Here is a 26278-nt window from a genome sequence, read left to right on the forward strand (position 1 = left end):
TGTTAGTGGCCAATTAAAATGACCCACTACTGGCCATTAATTTTGACCCACCCCCGGGTGGCCGTCCGGCCACAGAACCAGCTACTGTCCCCCGCTTTGATCGATGGCCGGGGGCATGTCAGTGAAGGAGTGGGTTGTGATACACAAGATCAAGGCACTGCACGATAACGGTAAAGGACTGTCGATCCGCGCCATCAGCCAGGAACTGGGGTTATCCCGGAACACGGTACGCAAGTATTTGCGGATGGAGGTGGATGCGATCACAGAGCAGTTTGCAGATCCCTCGCGGAGCAAGCGCCTCGACGATCACCGGGATTACCTGGTGCATTTGCTCAAGCAATTTCCCAAGCTCAGCGCCGTCAAGATTGCCCGTAAGCTTCAGGCAAAGGTCGGCGACTTACCTGACCTGCACCCAACTTTCTAATCCATCCTGATCTTAGTAATGTTCATCACCAGAGAGGACGATGAACATGAAGAAGCGATTCACCGAAGAACAGATCATTCCCATTCTGAAGGAAGCCGAGGCCGGCCTTCCGGTCAAAGAGCTGTGCCGGAAGTACAACATCTCGGACGCGACCTTCTACACCTGGCGCAAGAAGTACGGTGGCCTGGAGGTCTCTGAAGCCCGTCGCCTGAAGGCGCTGGAGGAAGAGAATGCCCGGCTCAAGAAGTTGCTGGCCGAGTCCATCCCCCTCTGTCAGCCTAGTTGTCCAGTTGGCTATTTCGCCTGATTTTAATAATCCAGGGGCGGCATGGGAGCATTCATGCCACGCTATTCCGAAGAACGCAAAGCCGCAGTCCTGAAGAAGCTGTTGCCTCCGCAGAACCGAAGTGTGGTGTCGGTGGCGGCAGAGGAAGGCATATCCGATGTGACTCTGTATAGTTGGTTGAAACAGTGTCGAGAACAAGGAATGCCCGTGCCAGGTAATCGTAATACCGGGGAAGACTGGTCCCCCGAAGCCAAACTGGCCGTTGTAGTGGAAACGGCCTCAATGTCTGAAGCCGAACTCAGCGCCTATTGCCGCGAGAAAGGCCTGTATCCGGAGCAGGTGCAGCGCTGGAAAGAAGCCTGCCTCCAGGGCGCTGGCATGCAACAAGACCGTGATAAAGCGGCTCAGAAACAGAAACGAGAGTCCCAGAAAACCATCAAGAAGCTGAAGTCAGAAGTTCGCCGTAAAGACAAGGCTCTGGCTGAGACCACCTCGCTTCTGGTGTTGTCAAAAAAGCTCGAAGCCTTGTACGGCGAAGACCCAAACAGCAGCGAGGACGACTGACGCCGCTGGACGAACGTGCAAGGCTCCTGAAGCTGTTTGATGAAGCCGTTGCCGGTGGTGCAGCCCGATACAAGGTCGCAGAGCTGATAGATATCAGCGAGCGCACATTGAAGCGCTGGCGCCGTTCCAACGGTCGGGTGGCTGAAGATCGTCGTCCTGATGCGGAACGGGTCGAACAGCCCAATAAGCTCACCCAGGCTGAGGAGTTGGCCATTCTAAGTGCGTGCAATCAACCTCAGTACCGAAGTTCGCCACCGTCGCAGATCGTGCCGTCACTGGCTGACAAAGGCGTCTATCTGGCTTCTGAGTCGTCGTTTTACCGGGTGCTGAAAAAGCACCAACAACAGAATTACCGGGGGCGCATGAAGCCGCCTCGCACGGTACCGGAGCCAACGAGCTTCACTGCGACAGGCCCGAACCAGGTGTGGAGCTGGGACATCAGCTACTGCCCGTCAGCGGTGCGTGGCCAGCATTGGTATCTGTACCTGATTATGGACATCTACAGCCGCAAGATCGTCGCCTGGGAAATCCATGAGGCCGAATCCGGAGAACTGGCCAAGAAGCTGGTTGAGCGTGCATTGCTGCGCGAAGGCTGTGGGCATAATCCGCCGGTACTGCACTCTGATAACGGAGCGCCGATGACCTCGTACACGCTCAAGGCCCGGTTGGCCGATCTGGGCATGTTGATGTCGCACAGCAGGCCGAGAGTCAGCAACGATAACCCTTACTCGGAGTCGTTGTTCCGGACCATCAAATACTGCCCGGAGTGGCCTTCAAAGGGCTTTGAATCACTGACGGCAGTGCGCGACTGGATGCTGGCGTTCGAGCACGCCTACAACGAGCGGCACCTGCACAGCGGTATCCGGTTCGTGACACCGGCAGACCGGCATCGTGGTGTTGATCACGAACGCCTGGCGCATCGAAAAATGGTTTATGAAAGAGCAAAGCGCCTAAATCCACGGCGCTGGTCTGGAAGCACCCGGAACTGGGAAGTGGCCGGACCGGTAGCGCTCAACCCTGGCAAGTTGCAGGAAATTGAGCGCAATAAACTGGCTGCTTAAATGCGGTCATTTGGACAACTGGGTTGAAAATCGCCGAGATATCTATGTGCTCAGACAAAGATGGATTTTCAAATGATCCATTTGGTTATAGTGCTCTAGCATGGCATAAATGGGGTATGCTTGCCAACGCGAATGGCTTAGAAATAGATATCACCAAACCGCCAACGGTGGAAGACCTAAAAAATCCAGTTCTCTGGTTAAGCCACGCTAATGCGCTAAGCGAAGCAGCTGTATGCTTAGCACGGAGTTCCCAGACCTTTGAAAGTATGCCTCCAAGTATTCGCACTATATGTCACAGTCAATATCATGCTGTTGTATTAATGTTGGTTGGCTATAGTCTCGAGGTTTGCTTGAAAGCCATGATCCTAATGCGGCTTGGAGTTGAGGAGTTTACAAGACAGGAAAAGAAACACTTCCACCACCAGTTGGATGATTTAGCTCAGTTTATTTCCAACTTAAGTGAAAAAGAACTAGCGATATTGAAGGGGCTTACTCATTTTGTACGTTGGGCTGGTCGCTATCCTGATCCAGGATCACGGCGAGTGAAGGATGCCGAAGAAGTATTTGAGATTTCCGAAGCGTATGAAATAAGCGCTAAAGATCTTTTTGAGTTATCAACAAAAGTGATGAAGCATGTTAACACTGTCGTCAATTAGGACCGTTAACAAATTACTGCACCGGAAAAATTACTCTCTGCGCTCCCAATTTTCCGGTGAGTAAGGCGTTATCTTTTGGTTATTAGGAGAATTTTATGAGTGCATATTGCCCATACTGTAAAAAGAGCCTAGGTGATCTTGGGCCGGTTATGGATCAGCTAGCTGAAAACAAAATGAATGGCGAGCTTTTCTTTCAATCAGTGTGCTGCAATCAAAAGATTAGAGCATATAGTGAAGTCATGAAGTATTTCATTGAAGCTGCTGACTCGCTGCCCGGTCGACAGATGATCGGCACTGCGTGAAGTACGCGCAATGCCCACGGAAGCTAACAAACTGTGGCGGTTCGCGCTGGAGTTCCTCCGGTGCGCTGCAAAACCAAAGCGTTATGTGTAAGGAGCCAGATGCTTGAGATAGTGATTTACAACTGGCGTATTTATCGGCTTCTGCGGCGTTTGGCCCGCCAACGCGTGGGGATGGTGCTGCAGCCCGGAAATTATTGGGTTATCGAGTACGCAGTTGAAGACAATGAGGAAACAGATGTGCTCCTCAAAACCTGCTATATGCGGGGCTGGGTAGAGCCTCTACAGAATTCTGTTCCAAAGGGGAGGTTACAAGCAGACGGCTCGTCACCCAATGGCCCTATGTTCGATTCTGCGGGCCCGATATGGAAGCTCACGGATACAGGATGGAGTGTCATTCAACGTCGCCATGAGCTTGGCATCTTGGCGCTTTTTGTAGCGATTACCGGTGTGGTCGTTGCCTTCGTGACATAATTCAGCGTTATGCGCTAGTAAGAAGATGAAATTCGAAACCTATTACCAAGAATATTGTAATGAAGTGCACAAAGCCCTTGGTTGTTACCTCTATTGGAGGCTGATTAATTCTCGTGCACATGAAGATAAGACGCTTCTCCGAGCATTGAACAGGACACCGTTGAGCTGGATCCTTACGAAACATAGCCTTCAAGTCACCCTGTTTATGACGTTAGGTCGTATTTTTGATATCGATGGAGATTCCTTTTCGATCGACGATCTGCTGAAAACCTGCATCGAAGAGATTCAATCCTTTTCTAAAGAGAACCTTAGAGAAAGAAGACTGGCGGGGTTTGATGATCAAGTTGAGCCAGAATGGATGCCTGATTTTATCCTTCATGCCGACGAAATAGAGCAAGTAGACTTTCAAAAACTCCGGTCTGAGGTCGGAAAACATAGGAAGATATTTGAAAAAAACTACAAGCCAATCCGCCATAGGCTATTTGCTCACTCTGATAAAGAGCACCTCGAAGATAGGGATAGCTTATGGAACAATACCAATATTGGTGAGCTAGAATCGATACTCTGGTTTCTTTACGATATTAAGCAAACGCTGTTCGACGCGTACAGCAATGGGAAAACGCCTTTGCTGAAAGGCAGAAAGCCAAATTTGGACTTTTATGAAGATGACTTCGGTCGCCTATTGGATCAGATTAAGGGCACATAACCAGAGCAGGCACGACGACGTCTTTTCCATTGTGCCTTCGCCGACATTCCAAAGCCGAGCATGTTGCGGGTGGAAAATGCCATGAAAACATACCAAGGCTCATGCCATTGCGCAAGAATCCGTTTCGAGGTAGATGCAGACATTGATCATGTACGCTCCTGCGATTGTTCTGTGTGTCTCCGTAGAGGTGCACTCAACCACCGGGTAGCAAAGGAGAAGCTTCGCTTGTTGGTCCCGTGGGAAGATCTCGCGCTGTACCAATGGGGTTCGAGGACGGCAAAGGACTACTTCTGCCCAGTGTGCGGTATCTTGCCATTTAGGCGACCGAGCGATCCTACCGCGCAGGAGCTACACGAGGGAGTTGAGCCTTTCGATGGCTGGGCGGTTAATGTCAGGTGCCTGGAAGGGATTGATCTCGAGGCGATTCCGGTCAAGAAGATATACGGTAGTAGAATCACACATGATACTTAACGTGAACTGAGAAAATGGACCGCTCAGAGGCCGTAAAAGTTATCTCGGAATCCCTGTCGAAAGGCACTAGCTCGCCTTTCGTTGGTGGTTCCGACAGGAATGAGGCGGCTCGAAAACCGGTCAGATCTATTCTTCGGTTGGGCACTGCGGTCAATGGGGCCAGAGACATCGATCCGCAGGCTTACCTTTCATCTAGGCGCTGGAGCCAATCTGACTCCAGCGCCCCAGAATGGCCTCTCGGCCACACACCAAACCTCAGCTCTGCGGTTTGATCAGGTACTTCTCTCCGGTCGCCATTTTGCCGTAGGCCGACATGGCATCCAGTTGTAACGCACCGGCCAGGGACACTTCATGGGTGTAGTGACTGGCGAAGGTGGTCTTGATCTCGGCGGCGACGCGTTTGCGCATGGCGATGTTGGTTTCCGTGCCCAGTTTTCCCAGCGCATTGAACAACAGGAAGCCGTTCACACCCCAGGCAAAACCGAAGTTGCGGTTCAGTGTGATGGGGCCGCGATCCAGACCGCCATAGATATACACCTGTTTGTAGACGTCAGATCCATACACGCTGTACTCCGTCATGTCGCGCGAGACAGCGGCTTCCATGCAGGTGAGGATATCACTGGCCATGCGACCGCCACCGATGGGGTCGAAGGCGATGGTCGCGCCGGTGTCGATCAGCGCCTGGGTCAGGTCGGCCATGAAGCTGTCTTTACTGGAGTTGACCACGTATTTGGCACCCTGGTCCCGCAGCAGGTCTTCCTGTTCCTGCTTGCGGACAATATTGACCAGGTCGATGCCGTCGGCGAGGCAGATGCGGTTGAGCATTTGCCCGAGGTTGGAGGCGGCCGCCGCGTGAACGATGGCCTTGTGACCCTCGGCGCGCATGGTTTCCACCATGGCCAAGGACGTCAGCGGATTCACAAAGCTTGAAGCGGCTTCGTCTGCCGTCGTGCCCGGTGCCATTTCCAGACAGCTTTGCACATTGGCACAGAGGTATTTGCGGTAGCTACCGCCACCAATGAACGCCACGGTTTTGCCCATCAGGCTTTGCGCGGCGTCGGATGAACCTGCCGCGACAACGGTACCGGCGCCTTCATTGCCCACGGGTATCGCCTTGCCAACACGCTTTTTCACGGCGCCCATGAACTTGGCCGGCACATCGGCGCTGATGACCGGGCGATCCGCGCTACCGGATTGGCTGGCCGTCGACATGTCCGCCGCGCTGAGCATCACGCCCAGGTCCGACGGGTTGATCGGGGCGGCTTCGACGCGGATGACCACCTGGTTCTCGCCCGGTTGCGGGATCTCGATCTCGTTCAGGGCCAGTTCCAGTTTGTTGTCTTCGCTGATGGTGGACGTCAGTTCGATGTTGTTATCTGACACGTTGTTGTTCTCCTGAAAAGGTTAGGGGGTGGTACTTCGCTAACTGATGTTACCCGACAAAGTGACGAGCAAACACTTCGCGCTTGGGTGATTCGCCTCGCTGGGCTGTCTGATCGCAGTGATCAATGGGGTTAGAGTAGCTGACTTATTCGATCAGTTCTCCCAGGAACAGCAGGCCATCATCCGCGAAGTCGACCGGGCCAGCAAGCAAGTGACGAAGTTACGACAGGGCGGGTCCTCAAGGGGGAGTTTTGGCGGGGGCAACGTGGAGAGAGCGGGCCCTGGCTGTTCAGGCTTCTCAGGGAGGGGCCGCCGCCCGGCGTCCGGGCGACGGATACATCGGTGCGGGTCAGTCGGTGCTCAGGTCGGCTTCGACAATGAACAGTCGATTACCATCCACGGTATTGGGGTCCAGCATCTTCTGCTCAAGTTCACCACTGGTGGCCCAGGTGGCGAAGTCATCGTCATTCAGCACCCCCAGGTGCTGGTCGTCAATCACCCACAAGCCTTCCATCTTATCGTGGGGGTAGTCTACTTCGGCGACCATATCCACCACCAGGGACTTGCTCACCGGCGCGATCTCGGCGCTGGCCAGGGCACTCCAGCCCTGCTCCAGAACGACCTCCTCCAGGGTTTTCCCGGACAATGTCAGGCCGAGCTCGGCATCCTGGGCAACGTCGCCACTGGCTGCAATGGTTTCCAGGTTGGTTCCGGAGGCAATATCAATGAGGTAGACCTGCTTTTGCGCATCCGGCGCTGCTGCTTCAACACCATTGGGGCCGCCATAGAGAAAGCTGCCATCGCGCTCGATCACCAGAAATTGTGTGGCGCTCAGGGCGACAATCTCGGAGTTGGAGTTCTGGGGCTTTTCCTGGCGGTAGAGGTACTGCCCGATGTCGCCGGACTCCAGGTTCACGGTCACGATGCGAGTGATGTCCAGGTCCTTCACGGCACTGCTGGGGTTATACATGGTGGACTGCATGATGCCCACCAGGGTTTTCTCATCCGGCGTAATGGCCAGACCTTCCATCCCCCGGTTGGCGCGACGGTTGCCGAATTCGGCCGGCAGAGTCAGGTCAACCCGGTCATCATTGGTGAAGGCGTTAATACGGCCGATCTCCCGGCCCTCGGCATCGAAATGAACGATATGGGGGCCATACTCATCGCTGACCCAGAAGGTGCCGTCCGACAGGGCCACCAGACCTTCCCCGTCCAGGCCATAGTCATCAAGCGCAAACGGATTGGTGGTCTCATCGTAGGGCTGGCTGTCATCCTCAAGAATGGGCTGGCCGTCGGCGTGGTAAGGCGTTTCACCGGTTCCACCCAGGGCGGAACTGTTGGGCAGGCCGGTAATCGGGGACCCATCGGGGCGCTTCAGCAGGATCGTATCAACTTGCTCAATCATGCCGTCAGCCTGGACTTCGAACAGCGCAATACGGGGGGTATAGTCCGGTGTCGGGAATATCTTGCCTTTACCCTGGTCGCCTGTGAACTTGGCATTGGGGCCCCGGTCCGTCAGGGCATAAAAACGGTTTGAATCCGAGGGGTGGGCCGTCATCGCCGAACCGAAACCGCCATTACGAATTTCAAATGGCTGCTGGGACTTGCCGTCAATCAGATCATCCCTCAGCACGTTATAGGGCAGGAACACACCTTCCGCAGGATAGCTGTCAAATACGGAAGCGTTGTCGGTGTCATCGTCGCTGTCGCTGCAACCCACCAGCAGGGAAGACGCCACCAGGGATGCCAGGAGCAGTTTATGTTTGTTCATCGACTTCATTCTCTATTTCCTTCATCGCGTACAGATTACAAAAGGGCGCTCAGACCCCCGGGCCAGGTATCACTGGCAGAATGCGGGATTAAAACCGTAGACGAAGGCCGTCTTGGTCTGGGAATCGGGGGCAACCCACGGGGACAGGGATTTGAGCGCCTCAAAGGACTTGGCCGCCCTATTGACCACCTTGCGCGTGTAATCGGCGGATCCGTCCTCATAGCGGAATGACAGTTCGGCGACCAGCGGCGACTGGGCGCCCAACGGCACCCCCTGGTACCAGAGGGTCACGCTGATCTCGGCATCGTGCTGGCCCAGGTCGATCTCCACTCCGCGGTAGACGTGTTCACGGATCACCAGGTTGCCTACCAGTGACAGGGGCTGGTCATCCGGTAGACCATAATCATCCTCAAAGTCGGAAAAATGATGATTAATGTCCTTTATTTCATTCAGGTTCCGTGAATTTGGAGCCTTGGTGGAATGGCCGTACACCACCTTGAACGGCTCGGTGGAAGTGGCTCCGATATCGGATTCCAGCTTGGTCTCGGCACCGGAGGTGGACGACGATACGTCTTCAAAGTCTGAAATATAGCGGTCGCGACTGCGGAACTTGAGGGTGACTTCCGACTGGCCGTTTTCCACGCGATCGCGGAAGGAATAGCCCATTTGGCGGAGCTGGCAGGAACCCTGAACGTCAAAGAAGCGCACGTCCCGCTGCTTGTCCAGGGAGGCACTGCCGGAGACGTCACGGGCAATGGCCGACTCGATTTCAGTCTCGGCCAGTGCCAGAAGCTGCCCCACCGACACCGCTTCGTTCTGGTAGGTGAACTGGCTGGCATCCAGCATCAGCTTGTACTCGCGGGAAATGACATCGGGGTTGGCCTGCACCAGTGTACTGAGCAGGATGGCGCCCAACAGGACCATGGGGCGGCGATAGACCGTCATAATTAACTCCCTAATATGTAACCAGGCCAACAACCTGGCAGGAGCCCAACGCTAGCGAACAAACATGACGGGTCCGATACCGTTGTATGACGACTTCATGATCACTTCATGACACACCTTGAGACACACCGACATGGATACTACCGCTACTGCCACCTGCTGCAGGGTGCCTATGCGTTGCTCCACCGGACTCTGTCGGCACTCTGACCGACAAGGGCATGATAGGGTTCTGTAGTGGTCAACTAATCCCGGACAGTATTTTAAGGTTTTCCTCAGCAGCAACAGGCGAAATGCCACCGTTGAATGCGTGAGGTCGTTGCCATTGAGTCGCATCGGTGTCGAAAATCTTCAATACTGGTTCCGGCGCAGTCACTATCGTAGAACTCCAACACCATTGGAGGAGATGAACGATGACGACTCGCGCGAACTACATTGGTCTGGCCCCTAAGGCCATGCAGATACTGATGAACCAGGAAGCGTACCTGAGGCAACAGTTCAGTGAATCCGATACGCTAAGCATGGCGTTGTGGGAACTGGTGAAGCTGAGGGTGTCGCAGATCAACCAGTGTGCGTTTTGTATTGATATGCACAGCAAGGACGCCCTGGCGCAGGGGGAAACCCTCGAGCGGATTGTTGGCTTGAGCGCATGGCGTGATATGCCCGCGCCAGTCGTCCACCATCGGAGAAAGTACTATGAACAACGTCGCCACCCCCTATCCCATCGGCACCCCCGGCGTTCCCTGGGGCGACGAAGAAAGGGCTGAGTGGTTGTCTCAACAGGTGCGCCAGCGCAGTTACCAGGACGATGTGTTGAGCGTGGTGGAGGGTTTGCGTTCGCGCTTCGATGTCGAGGTCTATGGCCATCTGGATTATGGCCCCGATCAGTACCCACTGATGGCCATCCGCAGCCGCGACTGGCGCGACGAACTTTCGGTGGTGCTCGTCACCGGTGGGGTGCATGGCTATGAAACCAGTGGTGTCCACGGCGCGCTGCGGTTTATGGAGCAGCATGGGGAAGAGTATGCCGACCGGGTCAACTGGCTGGTCGCGCCCTGTGTCAGCCCCTGGGCCTACGAACGTATCCATCGCTGGAACCCGGATACGGTGGACCCGAACCGGTCGTTCCGGGCGGACAGTCCAGCGGGGGAGTCGGCGGCCCTGATGGATCTGGTGGCACCGATCCGCGACCGGGTGCTGATGCACATCGACCTGCACGAAACCACCGATACTGACGAATCCGAGTTCCAGCCCGCATTGGCAGCCCGGGACGGCAAGCTGTACGAGCCGGGCAGCATTCCCGATGGTTTCTATCTGGTGGATGATACCGAGCACCCGACCCCGGATTTCCAGCAGGCGGTGCTGGCGGCGGTGGAGCCGATCACCCATATCGCGCCGGCCGACGATCGCGGTGAGATCCTCGGCACACCCACTGCCGCCCGGGGCGTTATCCGGTACCCGCTCTCGCAGCTGGGCCTGTGCGCCAGCATGACCAGCGCCCCTTTCCGGACCACCACCGAGGTCTACCCCGACAGCCCCCATGCAACCCCGGACCAGTGCAATGCTGCCCAGGTTGCGGCGGTGCGTGCAGCCATCGACTACGCGCTGGCGCACCGGTAGAGTCCCTTTTTCGGTAAGCGGTGGTAAACCGACGCTTGCCCTGTAACCCGTTGATCGGGTTCGTTCCGGCCCTCCGGGGTCTCAACTACAATAAAACAGAAGAAGTAGCGTCTTATGAAAAAATGGATGGTTTCCGTCGTGGTTCTGATCGCACTGGCGTGCGGTGTATTCTGGGCAACGGCGGACAAGGACATGCGCCGGCTGGTGTTGAATATGCCGACTGATACCAATGTGCTTTTCTGGGAAACCTCACAACGGGATGCGGTGTTCCGCGCCATGGACCGGGTGCCCCTGCTGTCCAAATCCCACGTCATCGAGGCGGGTGACAATCCCTTTCCGTTACCCGAAGGGAAACCGATCGAACTGGATGCGGACGTTGATGCCTTTATGGAATCCCAGCGCACCGCCGCGCTGCTGATCGTGCAGGACGGCAAGGTGCGGCTGGAGCGTTATGGCCTGGACTTCGGTCCGGAGGGGCGCTGGACCAGTTTCTCGGTGGCCAAGTCGTTTACCTCCACACTGGTCGGCGCCGCCCTGAAGGACGGGTATATCGACAGTCTCGAAGACAAGGTGTCGGCGTATATTCCGGACCTCCAGGGCTCGGCCTATGACAATGTCACCATCCGGCAGTTGCTGACCATGACATCCGGCGTGGCCTGGAATGAGGACTACGCGGACCCGCAATCCGATGTGGCGCAGTTCAATACCCACGATGCAGAACCGGGCGTCGATGTCACCGTGAGCTATATGCGCCAGCTGGAAGCGGAAGCGCCCCCGGGGACCAAGTGGGTCTACAAGACCGGCGAAACCAACCTGATTGGCGTGCTGGTCAGCTCCGCCACCGGCAAGACCCTGTCGGACTACCTGTCCGAGAAAGTCTGGAAACCCTTCGGCATGGAACAGGATGCCAGCTGGCTGCTGGGGTCCACGGGGCATGAGATCAGCGGTTGTTGCATCCAGGCATCCACCCGCGACTTTGCCCGGTTTGGGCTGTTTATCCTGGGTGGCGGCCTGGTTGATGGCGAGCCGGTATTGCCCGACGGCTGGTTGGCCCAGGCCACCAGTACGCAGGCGGAGACCGACCAGCCGGACTACGGTTACGGCTACCAGTGGTGGACGCTGGACGATGGGGCGTTCATGGCTAGGGGGATCTTTGGCCAGAGTATTTTCATCGACCCGCAGCGGAACCTGGTCATCGCCTCCAACAGCAACTGGCCGCAGGCCTCTGATCGCCAGGGCGGTACCCATGGGGCAGAGCGCCTGGCCTTTTTCCGGCAGGTTCAGCAGGCGGTTGATCGGGAGTTGGCGGAGTAGGTGGGGGCAGGTGGCTCTTTGAAAAAGTGCCTTTTTCGGTGCTATGAACACTCAAAAACACGATTTATCGAAGAGCCATGCCGATCAGCAGGCATTTACCCAGTGTGATTGGTGACGGGAGCCGGCAGGCTCCCGTCTTTCATTGCGATCAGGGTAGGAGCACTGTCGATCCGGTGGTCTGCCCACTCGCCAGCGCCTCATGGGCTTTAGCGGCGTCCGCCAGCGGGAAGCGCTGGTTAATGTCGGCCTTGATGGCACCACTGGCCAGCATTTCGAAGAGTTCGCCAGCCATGGCCTCAAAACGTGGGCGGCTGTCGGCGTAGCCGGCCAGGCTGGGGCGGGTGACGAACAGGGAGCCCTTCTGGTTGAGGATGCCGATGTTGACGCCGCTCACAGGGCCGGTGGTGTTGCCGAAGCTGACCATCAGGCCGCGTTTCTGCAGGCAGTCCAGGGAGGTTTCCCAGGTGTCCTTGCCCACGGAGTCGTAAACCACTGGCACCATCTCACCGTCGGTAAGGTCACGGACCCGTTCGACGATATTCTCTTCCTTGTAGTTGATGGTGGCCCAGGCGCCATGATCCATGGCCAGCTTTGCCTTCTCCGGGCCGCTTACCGTACCGATCAGTTTGACCCCCAGGGCCCTGGCCCACTGACAGGCGATCAGCCCGACGCCGCCGGCGGCGGCGTGGAACAGAATGGTTTCGCCGGACTTCACCGGGTAGGTCTGGCGCAGCAGGTACTGGACCGTCAGGCCCTTGAGCATGGTGGCTGCGGCGGTTTCAAAGTCCACTTCATCGGGGATGCGAATGGCCTTTTCGGCGGGCAGCACATGCTGCTCGGCGTAGGAACCCAGGGGCGCCTGGGCATAGGCCACCCGGTCACCCACCCGGAAGTCCGTCACGTCAGCACCGACCGCTTCCACCACGCCGGCGCCTTCCGTGCCCAGACCGGAGGGCAGCGAGGGCACCGGATACACACCGGAGCGGAAGTAGATCTCGATATAGTTCAGGCCAATGGCCCGGTTGCTGACGAGGATGTCACCGGGGCCCGGTTCCGGTTGCGGGATGTCCTCCAGTGTCAGGACCTCGGGACCGCCGGTCTGGGAAAATCGGATAGCTTTGGTCATCGCCTGGTACCTTCTTGTTTGAGGGGGTGGATGGCGCCATGCCGTGGTGGCATTGAACGTTCCATCATACCCACCCCGATCGGTTTTTGCCCGTCGTCAAAGGTCTCAGTGGGAATGCCCGTGGCTCAGGCGGGCATCGCTGATATCGCTGCGGGCATGGCGCACCACGCTGATGCCCGAGGTGACCGCCAGGCTGCCGATAACCGCCGCCACCAGCAGGTCCGGCCAGGCGGTGCCGGTACCGAAGACGCCCAGGGCGGCGATCATCACGGCGACGTTGCCGATGGCGTCGTTGCGACTGCACAGCCAGACCGAGCGCATGTCGGAATCACCACTGCGGTAGCGGAACAGGATCCAGGCGACGGAGACGTTGGCGGCCAGTGCCAGGAAGCCGACCGTACCCATGGTGATGGCCTCCGGGGTAATGCCGCTCTGGGCCACCCAGATGGCCCGAGCCAGTACCGCGAGCCCGAACACCGTCATGGTGACACCCTTGACCATGGCCGCCCGGCCACGCCAGAGCATGCCCATGGACAGCACCGACAGGGACAGCAGGTAGTTGGCGCTGTCACCGAAGAAGTCGATGGCGTCCGCCATCAGTGACACGGACCCGGACTGGAAACTGGCAATACCTTCCACCACGAACATGGTCAGGTTCACCCACAGGGCGACCCAGAGGGCACGGCGGAATCCCGGTGAGGGCGTTTTTGGCTCCGGGGCGGAACAGCAACTGCTCATAATGACCTCCTGTTCGTTGATTATGGTCATTACAAGGCCTGTAGTAGCTACAGGGTCAAGCAGGTGGGCCGGATTTTCTATCGGGTGCCGTGACTGCCCGGAATATGGTTGTGGCTGTCCTGTGGAAGATCGGCGTCCAGGGCATCGGAAAGCCCGCCCAGGATGCCACATTCGGCCACGGTGCGACCCTCGGAACAGGCCTGCTGGAGCTGCGCCAGGGTGTCCTCCAGCTGGTGCAGTTCCGCCAGCCGCTGGCGTACGTGTTCCAGGTGTCGGGCCAGCAGGGCGTCCACTTCGCTGCAATCCGCGTCCGGCTGGTCCGCCAGGCGCACCAGCTCGCGGATTTCATCCTGGGCCATGTCCAGGTTGCGGCAGCGGCGAATAAACAGCAGCCGGTCCAGGTGGGACTGACGGTAGCGGCGATAGCCATTGGCCTGTCGCTCCGGTGGCGGCAGCAGGCCGATCTTTTCGTAGTAGCGTACGGTTTCCACCGGAATGCCGGCCTTCGCCGCCACTTCGCCAATCTTCATTACAACCTCCGGGAATGGCCCCGGGCCCTCAGCGATAGCGGGATCCATCGCTGAGGGCCGGGGACGGGTTCATCGGCTTTCTATCCGTTCACCAGGAAGTGTACCCAGATACTGGCGGCATAGCCCAGGGCAATGGCCGGGGTCCACTTCAGGTGGCTGAAGAAGGTGTACTGGCCCCGGGCCTGGCCCATCAGGGCGACACCGGCAGCGGAGCCGATGGACAGCAGGCTGCCGCCCACACCGGCGGTCAGGGTGACCAGCAGCCACTGCAGGTCGGGCATGTCCGGGTTCATGGTGAGTACCGCGAACATCACCGGAATGTTGTCCACCAGCGCCGAGATCACGCCGATCATGACATTGGCCGCGGTGGGCCCCAGGTCCACGTACAGCGTATTGGACATCAGCCCCAGGTAGCCGATAAAGCCCAGGCCACCCACAGCGAGTATCACCCCGTAGAAGAAGAACAGGGTATCCCACTCGGAACGGGCGATGTGGGCGAACACATCAAAGCCGTGCTCACTGGAGGTGTCGCCGGGCGGGGTTTCCGAGGAGTCCTGCCACTGGTATTCCTCATGCCGTTTGAGGAAGTAGCCAAAGATCTTCAGGTAGGCCAGTCCGGTCATCATGCCGAACACCGGCGGGATGTGCAGGAACTGGTGGAAGCTGATGGCGGTGGCGATGGTGGCCAGGAACAGGCCGCAGATCACCAGTCCGCCCGGTCGAAGCACGCTGCTGCGGTTTTCCGGTGGCATTGGCTGACCGCCGGGCAGGGCAAGGTGCATCAGGGCAGCCGGCACCAGGAAGTTCACGGCACTGGGCAGGAACAGCCGGAAGAAGTCCTGGAACGGCAGGATGCCCTTCTGCCAGACCATCAGCGTGGTGATATCACCAAACGGGCTGAAGGCGCCCCCGGCGTTGGCCCCCACCACGATGTTGATGCAGGACAGGGAGACGAACGTCGGGCTGTCACGACCCACCGCCATGACCACGGCGCACATGATCAGGGCGGTGGTCAGGTTGTCCGCCACCGGTGAGATAAAGAACGCCAGGGTGCCGGTGATCCAGAACAGGCGGCGGTAGCCGAAGCCACGACCCAGCAGCCAGAGGCGCAACTGGTCGAACACGCCCCGCTCCAGCATGGCGTTGATGTAGGTCATCGCCACCAACAGGAAGAAAAACAGCTCGGCGTACTCCAGGAAATTGTGGCGGATGGCGTCTTCCACCTCGCCATTGAGGCCGGCCTGGCGATAGACGATGGCCAGCAGCACCCAGATGAGGCCGGCGGCCAGCAACATGGGCTTTGACTTGGCCAGGTGGATCTTCTCTTCCAGCATCACCAGCACATAGGCCAGCACGAAGATGGCAATGGCCAGGTAACCGACGGGATGATGGATCAGGGACAGTGCCTCGGAGGCGGGAGCGGCCCATACCTGGCCGGAGGCCGACAGCAGTCCGGCTGCCGGCAACAACAGGTGTTTCTTCATTCTTTGTCTACTCCGGGAAAAAGCCCCGGCCGTAGCCGGGGCGGGCGGGGATTATTCGATCTCGATCAGGGTTTCGCCGGGGGCCACCCGGTCGCCTTTCTTGATATGGACGGCCTGGACGGTACCGCCGACGGTGGCCTTGACCTCGGTCTCCATTTTCATGGCCTCGATCACCAGTACCGGATCGCCGGCGGACACGCTGTCGCCTTCCTTGACCAGCACATCCACGATATTGCCCGGCATGCTGGTGGTGACGTGGCCCTGGCTGGTGGCCTTGCTGCGACCGCTGGCGGTGGAGCCTCCCTCCTGGCCGGTGGACTCCAGCTCAATCTCCTCCGGCACACCGTCCACGGTCATATAGAAGCGCCGGCGGGATTCCTCCACCGGGTTGGCACCGGTGACGTGAATGTCATAGCTCTCGCCGTGCACCGTGATCTGGAACTGGGTGGAGATCGGGCCTCCGCCGCCCTTGCCGGGGACCGGTTCCAGGGCTTCCGGCTGCAGGGTGCCGTCACGGCGCTGTTCCAGAAAGCCACGGGCCTGGTCCGGGAACATGGCGTAGGTGAGTACGTCTTCCTCGGTTTCCGCCAGGTCGCCCACCTGTTTGCCCAGGTCCTTGAACTCTTTCGGGATCAGGTTGGCGGGGCGTTCGGTGATCAGTTCCTCGGAGCCCACCGCGCGGCGTTGCAGTTCCTGGTCCACGTCCGCCGGTGCCTTGCCGTACCAGCCCTGCAGATACTTTTTCACCTCGTTGGTGATGGTGTCGTAGCGCTTGCCGGACAGCACGTTGATCACCGCCTGGGTGCCCACAATCTGGGACGTGGGGGTGACCAGCGGCGGATAGCCCAGGTCCTTGCGCACCCGGGGGATTTCCTCGAACACATCCTGGATGCGGTCCAGGGCGCCCTGTTCCTTGAGCTGGTTGGCCAGGTTGGACATCATGCCGCCGGGCACCTGGGACAGCAGCACCCCGGTGTCCACGCCGTTGTAGTCGCTCTCGAACTGGTGGTACTTTTTGCGCACTTCGCGGAAGTGGCGGGTGGCCTTGTCCAGCAGTTCCAGGTTGAGGCCGGTCTCGTAACCGGCATCATGCAGGGCCGCCACCAGGGATTCCGTGGGCGGGTGGCTGGTGCCGCCGGCGAAGGCGGACAGGGCGGTGTCGATATGATCCACGCCGGCTTCCATGGCCGCCCACTGGCACATGGGCGCCATGCCGGAGGTGGCGTGGGAATGCAGGAATACCGGCAGGGTCAGTTCCTTCTTCAGGCGGCCCACCAGTTCGGCGGTGACCTCCGGCGCCAGCAGGCCGGCCATGTCCTTGATGGCAATGCTGTCGGCGCCCATGTCGGCCATGGCCTTGGCCTGTTCCAGGTAGGCATCCACGGTATGCACGGGGCTGACGGTGTAACACAGGGTGCCCTGGGCGTGCTTGCCGGCCTTCTTGACCGCGCGGATGCTGGTCTCCAGGTTGCGCACGTCATTGAGGGCGTCGAAGATGCGGAACACATCCATGCCATTCTCGGCGGCCTTGGCGACAAAGGCTTCCACCACGTCGTCGCCATAGTGACGGTAACCCAGCAGGTTCTGGCCCCGCAGCAGCATTTGCAGGCGGGTGTTGGGCAGGGCCTTGCGCAGGGTGCGCAGGCGCTCCCAGGGGTCTTCCTTCAGGAAGCGCACGCAGGCGTCAAAGGTGGCGCCGCCCCAGCATTCCAGGGACCAGTAACCGGCCTGGTCCAGCCATTCGCAGGCTGGCAGCATGTCTTCGGTGCGCAGGCGGGTGGCGATCAGTGACTGATGGGCGTCCCGCAGGATAACGTCGGTAATGTGAATCTTGCGTTTACTCATGATCTCTCTCCGGAATTCGGTTACAGACCCGCCTGGGCGGCGATGGCGGCGGCAACCGCCGTGGCGATGGATTCAGGGCGGGTCTTGGAGCTGTACTCCAGCAGTTGCGGGTTGCGTTCCACGAAGCCGGTATTGAAGTTGGCGCCCTGGAAGTCCGGGTGACCCAGGATCTGCTGGTAGTAGGGAATGGTGGTCTGCACACCGTAGATGCCCATGTCGTTCAGGGCCCGACGGGAGCGGGCGATCAGCTCCGGCCAGTCCATGGCCCAGACAATCAGCTTGGCGCACATGGAGTCGTAGTAGGGCGGAATCTCGTAACCGGTGTACATGTTGGCGTCGGTACGCACCCCCGGGCCGCCAGCGGAGTAGTAGCGGCTGATGCGGCCGAAGCTGGGCAGGAAGCCGTTCTTCGGGTCTTCGGCGTTGATCCGGAACTGGGCGGCAAAGCCCCGGTAGGAGATATCCTCCTGCTTCAGCCACAAGGGTTCCCCCTGGGCAATGCGGATCTGCGCCTTGATGATATCGATGCCGGTGATTTCCTCGGTGATGGTGTGTTCCACCTGCACCCGGGTGTTCATTTCCATGAAGTAGAAGCTGCCGTCGTGGTCCAGCAGGAACTCCACGGTGCCAGCGTTGGCGTAGCCGCACTGGGCCGCCACCTTGCGGGCCAGCTCACCGATGTATTCCCGCTGGCTGTCTTCCAGTTGCGGGGAGGGTGCCAGCTCGATCAGCTTCTGGTTACGGCGCTGGATGGAGCAGTCCCGCTCGTACAGGTGCACCACGTTGCCCTGATGGTCGGCGAGTATCTGCACCTCAATGTGGCGGGGTTCGATGATGCACTTTTCCAGGAACACCTCGGCGCTGCCGAAGGCCTTGGTGGCTTCCGAGATCACCCGTTCGTAGTTCTGCCGCAGTTCCTTCTCGTTGTCGCAGCGGCGGATGCCCCGACCGCCACCGCCGGAGGTGGCCTTGAGCATGACTGGGTAGCCGATGTCCTCCGCCTGGCGGACGGCGTCCTCGACATCGGTAAGGTTGTCTTCAGAACCCGGGGTAACGGGCACGCCGGCGGCGATGGCGGTCTGGCGGGCGCGGGTCTTGTCACCCATGGCGCCGATGGCCTCCGCCGAGGGGCCGACAAAGGCGATGCCCCGTTGTTTGCAGATCGCTGCCAGTTCAGCGTTTTCGGACAGGAAGCCGTAGCCGGGATGCAGGGCGTCGCAGCCGGTTTCCACCGCCATGTTCACGATGTGGTGCGGGTTGAGGTAGCCGGACAGCGGGTCCTGGCTGATCCGGTAGGCCTCATCGGCCTTTTTGACGTGGAGCGAATACTTGTCCGCTTCCGAGTAGATGGCAACGGATCGCACGCCCAGCTCGTGGCAGGCGCGGGCGATCCGCACCGCTATCTCGCCGCGGTTGGCGATCAGCAGTTTACGAAAGGCCATGGTATGACCTCCTTCTGTAAAGGCTTTTGGAGTAGCTTTGAATGGGCCGGACGAAGCGACGGGACAAGACCGGCCTCATTCGAGCCGTCTATCCAGCTATTAGCATAGTCCGGTGTTGGAGTGTCGTCAGGCGGGTGGGGCCCGTGGTAATCCGGGACCGCTGAGGAGCCGCGCCCCGGGAATATCGCACTCGACGCAGGGGGTATGCTGTCCGGTCGGTAACAGTGACCATGGCCACTTGGCGGGAGCCGCGTCCGGGGGCGGATCGGACGGGCTGTCATCGCCATGGGCAATGTAGGACAGGCTCTCTTCCATGCCCGCGGCCTGGAAGTGCTGGTCGCTGCCCTGGGACAGTCGATCCGCGGCACCCCAGACAATAAACCCTGACAGCAGCACCAGCAGGGCGAGCAGTCGGCAGGGCGATTGGGAGAGGTGGCTGGAGGACACGGATCGATAACCTGGCGTCGTGATTAAAAGGGTTTGGAACCGAAACAGTTGGACGCTATATGTACCACACCGCCGTGGTCAGGCAAAGGATCGTTTTCCGGGGGCGCGTTGTTTTTACGGCACTATCCAGTGGTACGGCCCTCAGTGGTACAGCCCTTTCGAACTGACGTGTCGGGGCAGTGGCGACCCGGGAATGGCGGCGATGACTTCCAGGCCACCCAGGCGGCTGCGGTCGAAGGCCAGGGAGCCGCCGTGGGCGTCCAGTGTCCGGCGCACGGCCACCAGACCGTCGCCGGCGGGCTGATCGCCGCTGCCCTGCAATCCTGCCTCTCCCAGGTGGGGCATTAATGTCGGGTCGACGCCGGGGCCGTCGTCCGCCACGCCAAACACCAGCATATTGCCCTTGATGGCCAGGAAGATATTGACCTGGGACTTTGCCCACTTGCCGGCGTTGTCCAGCAACTGGCCAAAGACTTCGGTGAGTTCCGCTTCCCGTATGGTCCAGGGATCGCTTTCCGGCACGTCGGTAATCAGTTCGAAATTCACATCCGGGTAGCGATGCCCCAGCATGGCGATCAGTTTGCGGCATTTACGGGTCGGGAAGGCCAGGTTTTTCCGACCGGCGGCTGGTGATTCCTCGGCCTCTGCCGTTGCCGGTGGGGTATCGCTGGGGCCGGATGCACTGCCGGGGGCAGGTTGCCGGTTGGCCGCCGGAGACTCTGTCCGTCGTGGTTCGGGCTTGCGCTCCGGTTCTGGCATGGTTTCCGGCGCAGGCTCGGGCCCGGGAGATTCGTTCAGGGCCTTTTCGATATCGGCGTCCAGTTCTTCCAGGGATACCTCCAGATCCTCCACATCTTCGGGGTCGGGGTGTGGGGCCGGCTCAGGCTGCTGCCAGGGTTGTGGCTCGGGCTGGTGAAGAGGGCGTGATGTGGACCGGCTGACTTCCGCTCCGGGCGACGGCGACGGTTGACTGGCTGGTGCGGTCCTGCGGTCGGGTTCCGGATGGTCCGGGCCATCCCGCAGCGCGTCCGACCCTCGCATGGGGCGGCCATCATCGGTCCGATGGTCGGCGCCGGACTGCAGGATCCGGTCCAGCAACTGGGTCAGGGAGGCTATTTCCCAGGGGGCGTCGGCAGAGAGCCTGCCGCGGTGACCCTTCTGGAATTCCAGCACGTCCTGCTGCAGTTCCCGCAGGTGGGCCCGGAACAGACCCAGGGAGAGGATGGCGGTAACGGACAGCAGGATCAGGATGCCCGCACCCAGTAACAGCCACGGCATCAGGCCGGCCTGCAGGCTGCAGAACCACTCGGAATAGCCCTTGTCACCACAATTGGCGATCAGTGGTTGCGCCAGCCATGGTCCGATCTTGCTGCTCACCACCCAGGCTACCAGGGTAAAGGTCAAGGCAAAGGGGGTAACCAGCAGGAACAGGCTTGAGCGGATGGAACGGCGCATAGCGGGCACATCTCCCTAACACTTCGGACTTCCCTGGCCCTCAATGACGCAAGGGCAAGCGAACGGGTTACCGTCGGTCAGTTCAGTTCGTGGGCCCGGTAACTCCGGTTGGATATTGTGAACCACCGGAGACCGATGTGACATTACGGGTGTGACAGGGTTATGTCGTGGGGGTTCACAACCCGCACGCCCGTGCCCTCAGGAGCGCTGGTCCCGGGCCAGTTGCGTCAGGTCCTGGGTGATCTGTTCGGCCGAGAGGTCCGGGCGCAGCAGCAGGCGGGCCTCGCCCTGCCCATCGAACACATAGACCGCCGAGCTATGGGAGACATTATAGTTGCCCCGGTCGTCCGGTTCGTCGTAACCGAAGGTGGTGCGATAGCGCTTGGCCAGGTCCCGCAGGGCGGCTTCGTCGCCGGTCAGGCCCACGGTGCGATCGTTGAAGAAGCTGACATAGTCGCCCAGTTTTTCCGGCGTATCCCGCTGGGGATCGACGCTGACAAACAGGGGCGTGACCTCGTCCTGCAACTCGTCGGGCATGGCCTTGATCGCCTGGCTAAGCCTGGCCATGGTGGTGGGGCAGACATCCGGGCAGTTGGTGAAGCCGAAGAACAGCAGGCGGACCTGGCCCTGGTAGTTGTCCGCGGTCACGGTCTCGCCGTCGCTGCGGGTCAGGGTAAAGGCCAGCTCCGGCATCAGGCCGTCAATTTCCTTGGCGTTCCAGCTTTGCTCGGATCCGAAACAGCCGGCCAGCAGCAGGGTCAGGCCGGCGGCCAGTGTCATCTTGAACCGGTTCATTGGGTTGCTCCTTCCAGGGTGGCTGGCCCTGGTTTTGGGCGGTCATCCTTCATGGCCCGGGACAGGATGATCAGGATGCCGATGATGCTCATCATGGCGGGCGGTATCCAGGTAAGGACGCCGCCGATGAGCTGGTCGTCCTCCGGCGACATGGGCCAGGCGCGACCGCAGACCTCGTAGACGTCGTAGACCATGCCACGATTGAACACGATCCAGGCCCCCAGCACCATCTGTGGCACGCCCACCAGCACCAGCAGCAGGATGCGCTTGCCGTATCCCAGGGACCGGGTGTCGTGGGGGGACCGGGGGTCGAAGATCAACCACCAGAACAGCAGACCATCCAGCAGCATGCTCCAGTTCATCACCCAGTACAGGTTGCGGCTGAGCATGGCGTCGAAATGGATGGCGGGCCAGAGCCAGAAATACACCAGCCCGGCGAACAGGAAGGCGGCGATCAGGGGCTGCTGCAGGGTATTGTAGGTCAGGCGGACCGGCATCAGGGCCCAGGTGCCCAGGTAGGGGGCCAGCCGCTGGTGCCAGAAGCGCAGGATGGGCAGCGGGTTCGACAGGGCAATCAGCACGGGCCCCAGGTGATGGAGCACCAGGTGCTGGCCCCGGTGGATAAAGAACATGTACTGGGCGTAGTAGTCGAACCGGGTCTGCATCACCGCATAGCACATCAGCAGGCCGAGGAAGAATACCGACACGCGGAACAGGCCCGGACGTTCCTGACGGGGCAGCGTGCGGAAGGCCCACAGGTAGCCGACAGCGACCAGCAGGTACGCCAGGATCGTCAGCGGTGAGACATCATAAGGAAGCAGCATGGACCAGTTCATGGGATCACGCCCGGGGTTGGAGCCAGTGTCGGTGTTGTTTTTGGAATCCGGTGCCGGGCGGCTTGTCGCCCGGGCCAGTGGCGAGAGTAGCAAGAACACCGGGTAACCGGAAGTCCCGGTCAGGCATCCCCGTCACTGAACAGGGACAGTTGCCCATGGTCGTCATCGGCCTGCCCGCGGGGCCGGCCGGGGCGACGCTGCACCGGCCCCCTGCGGCTGCCGTGACGGGCCAGCACCCGCTCGGTTTCCCCGGGCCTGACGTGCTCCGCCAGAAAACGGCCCATGGCCCGACGGGCTTCCCGGGCGGCCTGCTCGTGGTCGCAGACCGGAGCCGGGTAGTCGTTTCCGCCATAGCGTTGCCTCTGGCGGGGTGACATCAGCCAGGGGGTATGGATCAGGTCGTCCGGTACTCCCGCCAGTTCCGGCAGCCACTGGCGTATAAAGGTGCCATCGGCGTCCAGCCGGGTACTCTGGCGCTCCGGGTTATAGATCCGCAGGGCGTTGATGCCGGTCAGGCCCGACTGCATCTGTACCTGTGGGTAGTGGATGCCGGGCTCGAAGTCAGTGAACAGCCGCGCCAGGTGCAGAGCCGGCTCCCGCCAGTGCAGCCAGAGCTGGTAGCTGGCCACCGCCATCAGCATGGCCCGCATGCGGAAGTTGATCCAGCCGCCGTGCTTCAGGGCCCGCATGGAGGCATCCACCAGCGGCCAGCCGGTCATCCCTTCCTGCCAGCGCTGTAGGCGCTCCGGTTCACCGGGACCATCCTTGAGCTTCTCCAGGTCCCGGTGAATGGCGCGGAATTCCAGTTCCGGCTCGTCCTCCAGCTTCTGGATAAAGTGGCAGTGCCAGTGCAGGCGCGAGCGGAAGCTGCGCAGACTCTTCTCCTTGCGGGGCAGGGTGCCCGGGTGCGTGGCCGTTGCCCTGGCCTGCTGATAGATGTGCCGCAGACTGACGGTGCCGTAGGCAATATGGGGGCTGAGTCGTGAACAGCTGCGGGTGGCCGTCGTGGGACTGGATATCCGATACTGGTAACCCACCACACGCCGCTCGAGAAATGACGCCAGCAAATGGTCACCATGGGTGCTGCCGCCGGTCTGGCGGTCCGGGCAGGGGAGCCGGTGGCTGACCTCCGGGGCGGCCAGGCTGCGGCTGTCGGGCCAGTCCGCCAGCCTGTCTTCCGGCATCGGCAGGGTATCGGGAGCGGCGGTCACCGGCTGCCCCATCAGGTCCTGCCAGCGGGTGTCCCACTGGTCCCGGTCCGGTAGCCGACGGACCACGCCGAACTGCCGCCATTCCCGGAACTCAATGCCGTAGGCCTGGCACCAGCGGATCACATCACGGTCCCGGTCAAAGGTCCATTGGCCGCCGGTCTCCTGATGACAGAAGATGCGGCCGATCCCATAGTGGGCATGGAGAGTTTCCAGTACGTCCAGGACCGGACCGTGCATGACCACCAGGCGGCTGCCCAGGGCTCGGAGCTGACGGCCCAGGTCCACCAGGGATTCCCGGATGAAGCCCCAGTGACGGTCGCTGGTATCCGGTAGCTGCCAGTAGCCCGGTTCCACCACATACAGGGGAATGACCGGACGCCCACGTTCGGCGGCGGCCAGCAGGGGGCCATGGTCGTGGGTCCGGAGGTCCCGTTTGAACCAGACGACAGTGGTCATTGGGTGCTCTTCCTGTGTCGGCGGCAGCGCTCACTGCAGTACCGCACCCGATACCAGTCCCGCGCCCACTTGCGTCGCCACCGGAAGGGGCGATGGCAGACCGGGCAGATTTTGCTGGGGAGACGGGCTTTTTTGTGCATCGGGCCGTGTTAGGTTTTACTGAAAGACACCAGACCTTTACGTCCGGTTCCCGGGTTCGGCTCAGGAAACCGCCGCAAGAGCAGAGGAGGCCCCCTGGATGGCGAGATTCAGCGATTGCCTGCCACCCCCGTCGGTACTGATTTTTGACTGGCATGGCACCCTGGTGGATACCCACGACGCCATGTTCAGTGCCATGGAGGAAATGCTGCCCCAGTTGGAGGACCTGGGGCTGGTGGAGCGGCTGCTGCCCGAGGACCGGTGCCGCACTCAGGATGATGCCCGCCTGGTACGTTACATCCGCATCTTCCGGCGCCTGCACCCGCGTATCCTGGCGGAGCGTCGTGTCAGCCGCACGGATATCTTCAATGCCATCTTCGGCGATGATCGGGACGCCAAGCTTATTGCCCACAAGGCCTACAATGAGTGTTACCGGAAATACTTCGGCCAGGTGAAACCCTTCCAGCCCGGGGCCTACGAGTACCTGAGCGCCATGAAGCGCATGGGCATCAAGCTGGCGGTGTCCACCAACCGCAACCGGGAATTCCTCGACAAGGAACTGCTGACCGTGGACGAGGGCCGCTGGGCCAACCTGTTCGATGCCACCGTGTGTGCGGATGATGTCACCGAGTACAAGCCGGATCCGCAGGTGATCCTGAAGACACTGGAGAAGCTGGACCTGCCCCTGGACGACCGGGCCTGGTACGTGGGGGACAGCTACGTGGACATGCTCACCGCCAACAAGGCGGGGGTGTCCGGGGTGTTCTACAACGGCGCCAACTGGGAGCCGGGGCGTATCGACAGCTGGTTCAGCCACCGGGACGCCCCGGCGGCGATCCTGGACAGCTTCGAGGACCTGATGGACCTGCTGGCGCTGCTGGAACGACGCCAGCCGGAGTGTTTCGACATGACTCCGGCGGAAGCCCGGCCGCGCCCCTTCCCGCCGCCGGAGCGACCGGAACCCCGTATCGAGGCGGACTGGCACCCGGCGGTGGTGAAGCTGATCCGCCCGGCGGTGGTGCTGTTCGACTGGCACGCCACCCTGGTGGATACCCTGGATGCCATGTACCACGCGGTGGATGACATGCTGCCGGAATTCTCCGAGTTGGGGCTCACCGACCGCATGCTGGCACCGGAGGACAGCAAGACACCGGAGGATGCCCGCCTGGTGGCCTATGTCCGCGAATTCGCCCGCCTGCACCCGAAGGTCCGTGCCGACCGCAAGATCTCCCGCACCGATATCTTTGAGGTGCTGTTCGGGGACGACCAGGAGGCCAAGCAGATGGCCCACAAGGTGTTTAACCGGCACTACCGGGAGCATTACGGCACTGTAAAGGCCTTCGAGCCCCGGGTACGGGATGTTCTGGAAGGGCTGCGAAAGCTGGATATCCAGGTGGGCGTGATCACCAACCGCGACCGGGAGTTCTTCGAGAATGAGCTGGCCGCCGTGGAGGGCACCGGCTGGACCGAGCTGTTCGACGTGGATGTGTGTGGCGACGACACGCCCCTGCGCAAGCCCCATCCGGACCAGTTGCTGCTGGCCATCCAGAAGCTGGACTATCCGCCGGACCCCAGCGTGTGGTACGTGGGCGATAGCACCACCGACGTGATTTCCGCCAAGCGGGCGGGGCTGACCTCGGTGTTCTTCAATGGGGCCCAATGGGACCTGCCCTGGTTGAACAAGATTTTTCCCGGCACCCACAAGCACCCCCACAAGCCGGATGTGGTGGTCAATGACTTTTCCGAGTTCTGGGCGCTGGTGCTGGCCTGTGAGGAGGGGCCTCCGTAGCGACAGGCGGTGTTT

The 26278-nt window shown here is 60.3% G+C and carries 24 protein-coding genes and 3 pseudogenes; 12 read left to right on the top strand and 15 right to left on the bottom strand.

Annotation, left to right across the window (positions count from 1 at the left end):
* Positions 1 to 136: 136 nt before the first annotated feature.
* The 8 genes and pseudogenes from RO069_RS22120 to RO069_RS22125 all read left to right on the top strand — a co-directional run.
* Positions 137 to 403, top strand: a pseudogene (locus RO069_RS22120) (winged helix-turn-helix transcriptional regulator); the annotation flags it as partial.
* A 67-nt stretch (positions 404 to 470) separates the two neighbouring features.
* A pseudogene (locus RO069_RS11175) lies at positions 471 to 689 on the top strand (transposase); the annotation flags it as partial.
* A 75-nt stretch (positions 690 to 764) separates the two neighbouring features.
* A pseudogene (locus RO069_RS11180) lies at positions 765 to 2335 on the top strand (IS3 family transposase).
* A 23-nt stretch (positions 2336 to 2358) separates the two neighbouring features.
* Positions 2359 to 2991 (top strand): hypothetical protein, encoded by a 633-nt coding sequence (locus RO069_RS11185; protein ID WP_328187541.1) that lies wholly within the window; start codon positions 2359 to 2361, stop codon positions 2989 to 2991.
* Between the two features lie 95 nt (positions 2992 to 3086).
* Positions 3087 to 3293: a hypothetical protein gene (locus tag RO069_RS11190; protein ID WP_328187542.1), complete on the top strand. Its 207-nt coding sequence runs from the start codon at positions 3087 to 3089 to the stop codon at positions 3291 to 3293.
* Between the two features lie 99 nt (positions 3294 to 3392).
* Positions 3393 to 3764, top strand: coding sequence for a hypothetical protein (locus RO069_RS11195; RefSeq protein WP_328187544.1), 372 nt, complete (start codon positions 3393 to 3395; stop codon positions 3762 to 3764).
* A 25-nt stretch (positions 3765 to 3789) separates the two neighbouring features.
* Positions 3790 to 4470: an AbiU2 domain-containing protein gene (locus tag RO069_RS11200; RefSeq protein WP_328187546.1), complete on the top strand. Its 681-nt coding sequence runs from the start codon at positions 3790 to 3792 to the stop codon at positions 4468 to 4470.
* A gap of 81 nt (positions 4471 to 4551) precedes the next feature.
* The gene (locus RO069_RS22125) at positions 4552 to 4941 is read left to right on the top strand and encodes a GFA family protein (protein ID WP_442915366.1); all 390 of its coding nucleotides are present in this window, start codon (positions 4552 to 4554) and stop codon (positions 4939 to 4941) included.
* 255 nt (positions 4942 to 5196) lie between these two features.
* Here the strand turns inward: RO069_RS22125 and RO069_RS11205 are convergent, their stop codons facing one another.
* From RO069_RS11205 to RO069_RS11215, 3 genes are all read right to left on the bottom strand, one after another.
* Positions 5197 to 6324 (bottom strand): zinc-binding dehydrogenase, encoded by a 1128-nt coding sequence (locus RO069_RS11205; protein WP_328187548.1) that lies wholly within the window; start codon positions 6322 to 6324, stop codon positions 5197 to 5199.
* A 349-nt stretch (positions 6325 to 6673) separates the two neighbouring features.
* Positions 6674 to 8104, bottom strand: a complete 1431-nt coding sequence (locus tag RO069_RS11210; protein ID WP_328187549.1) for an esterase-like activity of phytase family protein — start codon at positions 8102 to 8104, stop codon at positions 6674 to 6676.
* A 60-nt stretch (positions 8105 to 8164) separates the two neighbouring features.
* Complete coding sequence (locus RO069_RS11215; RefSeq protein ID WP_328187551.1) at positions 8165 to 9040, bottom strand: hypothetical protein; 876 nt, start codon at positions 9038 to 9040, stop codon at positions 8165 to 8167.
* Between the two features lie 410 nt (positions 9041 to 9450).
* Here RO069_RS11215 and RO069_RS11220 point away from each other — a divergent pair, with 410 nt between their 5' ends.
* The 3 genes from RO069_RS11220 (at position 9451) to RO069_RS11230 (ending at position 11971) form a co-directional block, all read left to right on the top strand.
* Positions 9451 to 9804, top strand: coding sequence for a carboxymuconolactone decarboxylase family protein (locus RO069_RS11220; protein WP_328187553.1), 354 nt, complete (start codon positions 9451 to 9453; stop codon positions 9802 to 9804).
* The gene (locus tag RO069_RS11225; RefSeq protein WP_328187555.1) at positions 9734 to 10657 is read left to right on the top strand and encodes a M14 family metallopeptidase; all 924 of its coding nucleotides are present in this window, start codon (positions 9734 to 9736) and stop codon (positions 10655 to 10657) included. Before RO069_RS11220 ends, RO069_RS11225 begins: the two co-directional genes overlap by 71 nt.
* 114 nt (positions 10658 to 10771) lie before the next feature.
* Positions 10772 to 11971, top strand: a complete 1200-nt coding sequence (locus RO069_RS11230) for a serine hydrolase domain-containing protein (protein WP_328187557.1) — start codon at positions 10772 to 10774, stop codon at positions 11969 to 11971.
* Positions 11972 to 12119: 148 nt separating this feature from the next.
* Here the strand turns inward: RO069_RS11230 and RO069_RS11235 are convergent, their stop codons facing one another.
* The 12 genes from RO069_RS11235 to RO069_RS11290 form a co-directional block, all read right to left on the bottom strand.
* Positions 12120 to 13097, bottom strand: coding sequence for a quinone oxidoreductase family protein (locus RO069_RS11235; protein WP_328187559.1), 978 nt, complete (start codon positions 13095 to 13097; stop codon positions 12120 to 12122).
* 105 nt (positions 13098 to 13202) lie between these two features.
* On the bottom strand, positions 13203 to 13835 hold the full coding sequence (locus RO069_RS11240) for a cation transporter (RefSeq protein ID WP_328187561.1): 633 nt from the start codon (positions 13833 to 13835) through the stop codon (positions 13203 to 13205).
* A 77-nt stretch (positions 13836 to 13912) separates the two neighbouring features.
* On the bottom strand, positions 13913 to 14365 hold the full coding sequence (gene cadR, locus RO069_RS11245; protein WP_328187562.1) for a Cd(II)/Pb(II)-responsive transcriptional regulator: 453 nt from the start codon (positions 14363 to 14365) through the stop codon (positions 13913 to 13915).
* An 80-nt stretch (positions 14366 to 14445) separates the two neighbouring features.
* Positions 14446 to 15849, bottom strand: a complete 1404-nt coding sequence (gene nhaD, locus RO069_RS11250) for a sodium:proton antiporter NhaD (protein ID WP_328187564.1) — start codon at positions 15847 to 15849, stop codon at positions 14446 to 14448.
* A 51-nt stretch (positions 15850 to 15900) separates the two neighbouring features.
* Positions 15901 to 17694: a sodium-extruding oxaloacetate decarboxylase subunit alpha gene (gene oadA, locus RO069_RS11255; protein ID WP_328187566.1), complete on the bottom strand. Its 1794-nt coding sequence runs from the start codon at positions 17692 to 17694 to the stop codon at positions 15901 to 15903.
* 20 nt (positions 17695 to 17714) lie between these two features.
* Positions 17715 to 19136, bottom strand: a complete 1422-nt coding sequence (locus RO069_RS11260; protein ID WP_328187568.1) for an acetyl-CoA carboxylase biotin carboxylase subunit — start codon at positions 19134 to 19136, stop codon at positions 17715 to 17717.
* Positions 19137 to 19262: 126 nt separating this feature from the next.
* Entirely contained in the window at positions 19263 to 19583 is a 321-nt protein-coding gene (locus tag RO069_RS11265) for a hypothetical protein (protein WP_328187570.1), read from the bottom strand.
* A gap of 141 nt (positions 19584 to 19724) precedes the next feature.
* A complete protein-coding gene (locus tag RO069_RS11270) occupies positions 19725 to 21038 on the bottom strand; it encodes an ATP-binding protein (RefSeq protein WP_328187572.1) in 1314 nt (437 codons plus the stop codon).
* 198 nt (positions 21039 to 21236) lie between these two features.
* Positions 21237 to 21833 (bottom strand): SCO family protein, encoded by a 597-nt coding sequence (locus tag RO069_RS11275; protein WP_328187574.1) that lies wholly within the window; start codon positions 21831 to 21833, stop codon positions 21237 to 21239.
* Complete coding sequence (locus RO069_RS11280) at positions 21830 to 22657, bottom strand: cytochrome c oxidase assembly protein (protein ID WP_442915367.1); 828 nt, start codon at positions 22655 to 22657, stop codon at positions 21830 to 21832. Before RO069_RS11280 ends, RO069_RS11275 begins: the two co-directional genes overlap by 4 nt.
* Before the next feature lie 131 nt (positions 22658 to 22788).
* A complete protein-coding gene (locus tag RO069_RS11285) occupies positions 22789 to 24336 on the bottom strand; it encodes an FAD-binding domain-containing protein (protein WP_328187576.1) in 1548 nt (515 codons plus the stop codon).
* Entirely contained in the window at positions 24333 to 24476 is a 144-nt protein-coding gene (locus RO069_RS11290; protein ID WP_328187577.1) for a DUF2256 domain-containing protein, read from the bottom strand. The genes RO069_RS11285 and RO069_RS11290 overlap by 4 nt, the downstream gene beginning before the upstream one ends.
* A gap of 98 nt (positions 24477 to 24574) precedes the next feature.
* On the opposite strand from RO069_RS11290, the gene RO069_RS11295 reads away from it, so the two are divergent.
* Positions 24575 to 26263: an HAD family hydrolase gene (locus tag RO069_RS11295; protein WP_328187579.1), complete on the top strand. Its 1689-nt coding sequence runs from the start codon at positions 24575 to 24577 to the stop codon at positions 26261 to 26263.
* Positions 26264 to 26278 lie beyond the last annotated feature (15 nt).

This window comes from Marinobacter sp. OP 3.4 (assembly GCF_036224885.1).
In the GTDB taxonomy this organism is placed as follows: domain Bacteria; phylum Pseudomonadota; class Gammaproteobacteria; order Pseudomonadales; family Oleiphilaceae; genus Marinobacter.

Excerpts from the sequence above, each read along its gene's own strand:
- RO069_RS11295 (WP_328187579.1), top strand. The coding sequence starts at position 24,575 with ATGGCGAGATTCAGCGATTGCCTGCCACCCCCGTCGGTACTGATTTTT.
- RO069_RS11215 (WP_328187551.1), bottom strand. The coding sequence starts at position 9,040 with ATGACGGTCTATCGCCGCCCCATGGTCCTGTTGGGCGCCATCCTGCTC.
- cadR (WP_328187562.1), bottom strand. The coding sequence starts at position 14,365 with ATGAAGATTGGCGAAGTGGCGGCGAAGGCCGGCATTCCGGTGGAAACC.
- RO069_RS11275 (WP_328187574.1), bottom strand. The coding sequence starts at position 21,833 with ATGAACCGGTTCAAGATGACACTGGCCGCCGGCCTGACCCTGCTGCTG.
- RO069_RS11200 (WP_328187546.1), top strand. The coding sequence starts at position 3,790 with ATGAAATTCGAAACCTATTACCAAGAATATTGTAATGAAGTGCACAAA.
- RO069_RS11280 (WP_442915367.1), bottom strand. The coding sequence starts at position 22,657 with ATGCTGCTTCCTTATGATGTCTCACCGCTGACGATCCTGGCGTACCTG.
- RO069_RS22125 (WP_442915366.1), top strand. The coding sequence starts at position 4,552 with ATGAAAACATACCAAGGCTCATGCCATTGCGCAAGAATCCGTTTCGAG.
- RO069_RS11285 (WP_328187576.1), bottom strand. The coding sequence starts at position 24,336 with ATGACCACTGTCGTCTGGTTCAAACGGGACCTCCGGACCCACGACCAT.
- RO069_RS11190 (WP_328187542.1), top strand. The coding sequence starts at position 3,087 with ATGAGTGCATATTGCCCATACTGTAAAAAGAGCCTAGGTGATCTTGGG.
- RO069_RS11235 (WP_328187559.1), bottom strand. The coding sequence starts at position 13,097 with ATGACCAAAGCTATCCGATTTTCCCAGACCGGCGGTCCCGAGGTCCTG.
- RO069_RS11240 (WP_328187561.1), bottom strand. The coding sequence starts at position 13,835 with ATGAGCAGTTGCTGTTCCGCCCCGGAGCCAAAAACGCCCTCACCGGGA.
- RO069_RS11195 (WP_328187544.1), top strand. The coding sequence starts at position 3,393 with ATGCTTGAGATAGTGATTTACAACTGGCGTATTTATCGGCTTCTGCGG.
- RO069_RS11225 (WP_328187555.1), top strand. The coding sequence starts at position 9,734 with ATGAACAACGTCGCCACCCCCTATCCCATCGGCACCCCCGGCGTTCCC.
- RO069_RS11220 (WP_328187553.1), top strand. The coding sequence starts at position 9,451 with ATGACGACTCGCGCGAACTACATTGGTCTGGCCCCTAAGGCCATGCAG.
- RO069_RS11260 (WP_328187568.1), bottom strand. The coding sequence starts at position 19,136 with ATGGCCTTTCGTAAACTGCTGATCGCCAACCGCGGCGAGATAGCGGTG.
- oadA (WP_328187566.1), bottom strand. The coding sequence starts at position 17,694 with ATGAGTAAACGCAAGATTCACATTACCGACGTTATCCTGCGGGACGCC.
- RO069_RS11210 (WP_328187549.1), bottom strand. The coding sequence starts at position 8,104 with ATGAAGTCGATGAACAAACATAAACTGCTCCTGGCATCCCTGGTGGCG.
- RO069_RS11270 (WP_328187572.1), bottom strand. The coding sequence starts at position 21,038 with ATGCGCCGTTCCATCCGCTCAAGCCTGTTCCTGCTGGTTACCCCCTTT.
- RO069_RS11230 (WP_328187557.1), top strand. The coding sequence starts at position 10,772 with ATGAAAAAATGGATGGTTTCCGTCGTGGTTCTGATCGCACTGGCGTGC.
- RO069_RS11290 (WP_328187577.1), bottom strand. The coding sequence starts at position 24,476 with ATGCACAAAAAAGCCCGTCTCCCCAGCAAAATCTGCCCGGTCTGCCAT.
- nhaD (WP_328187564.1), bottom strand. The coding sequence starts at position 15,849 with ATGAAGAAACACCTGTTGTTGCCGGCAGCCGGACTGCTGTCGGCCTCC.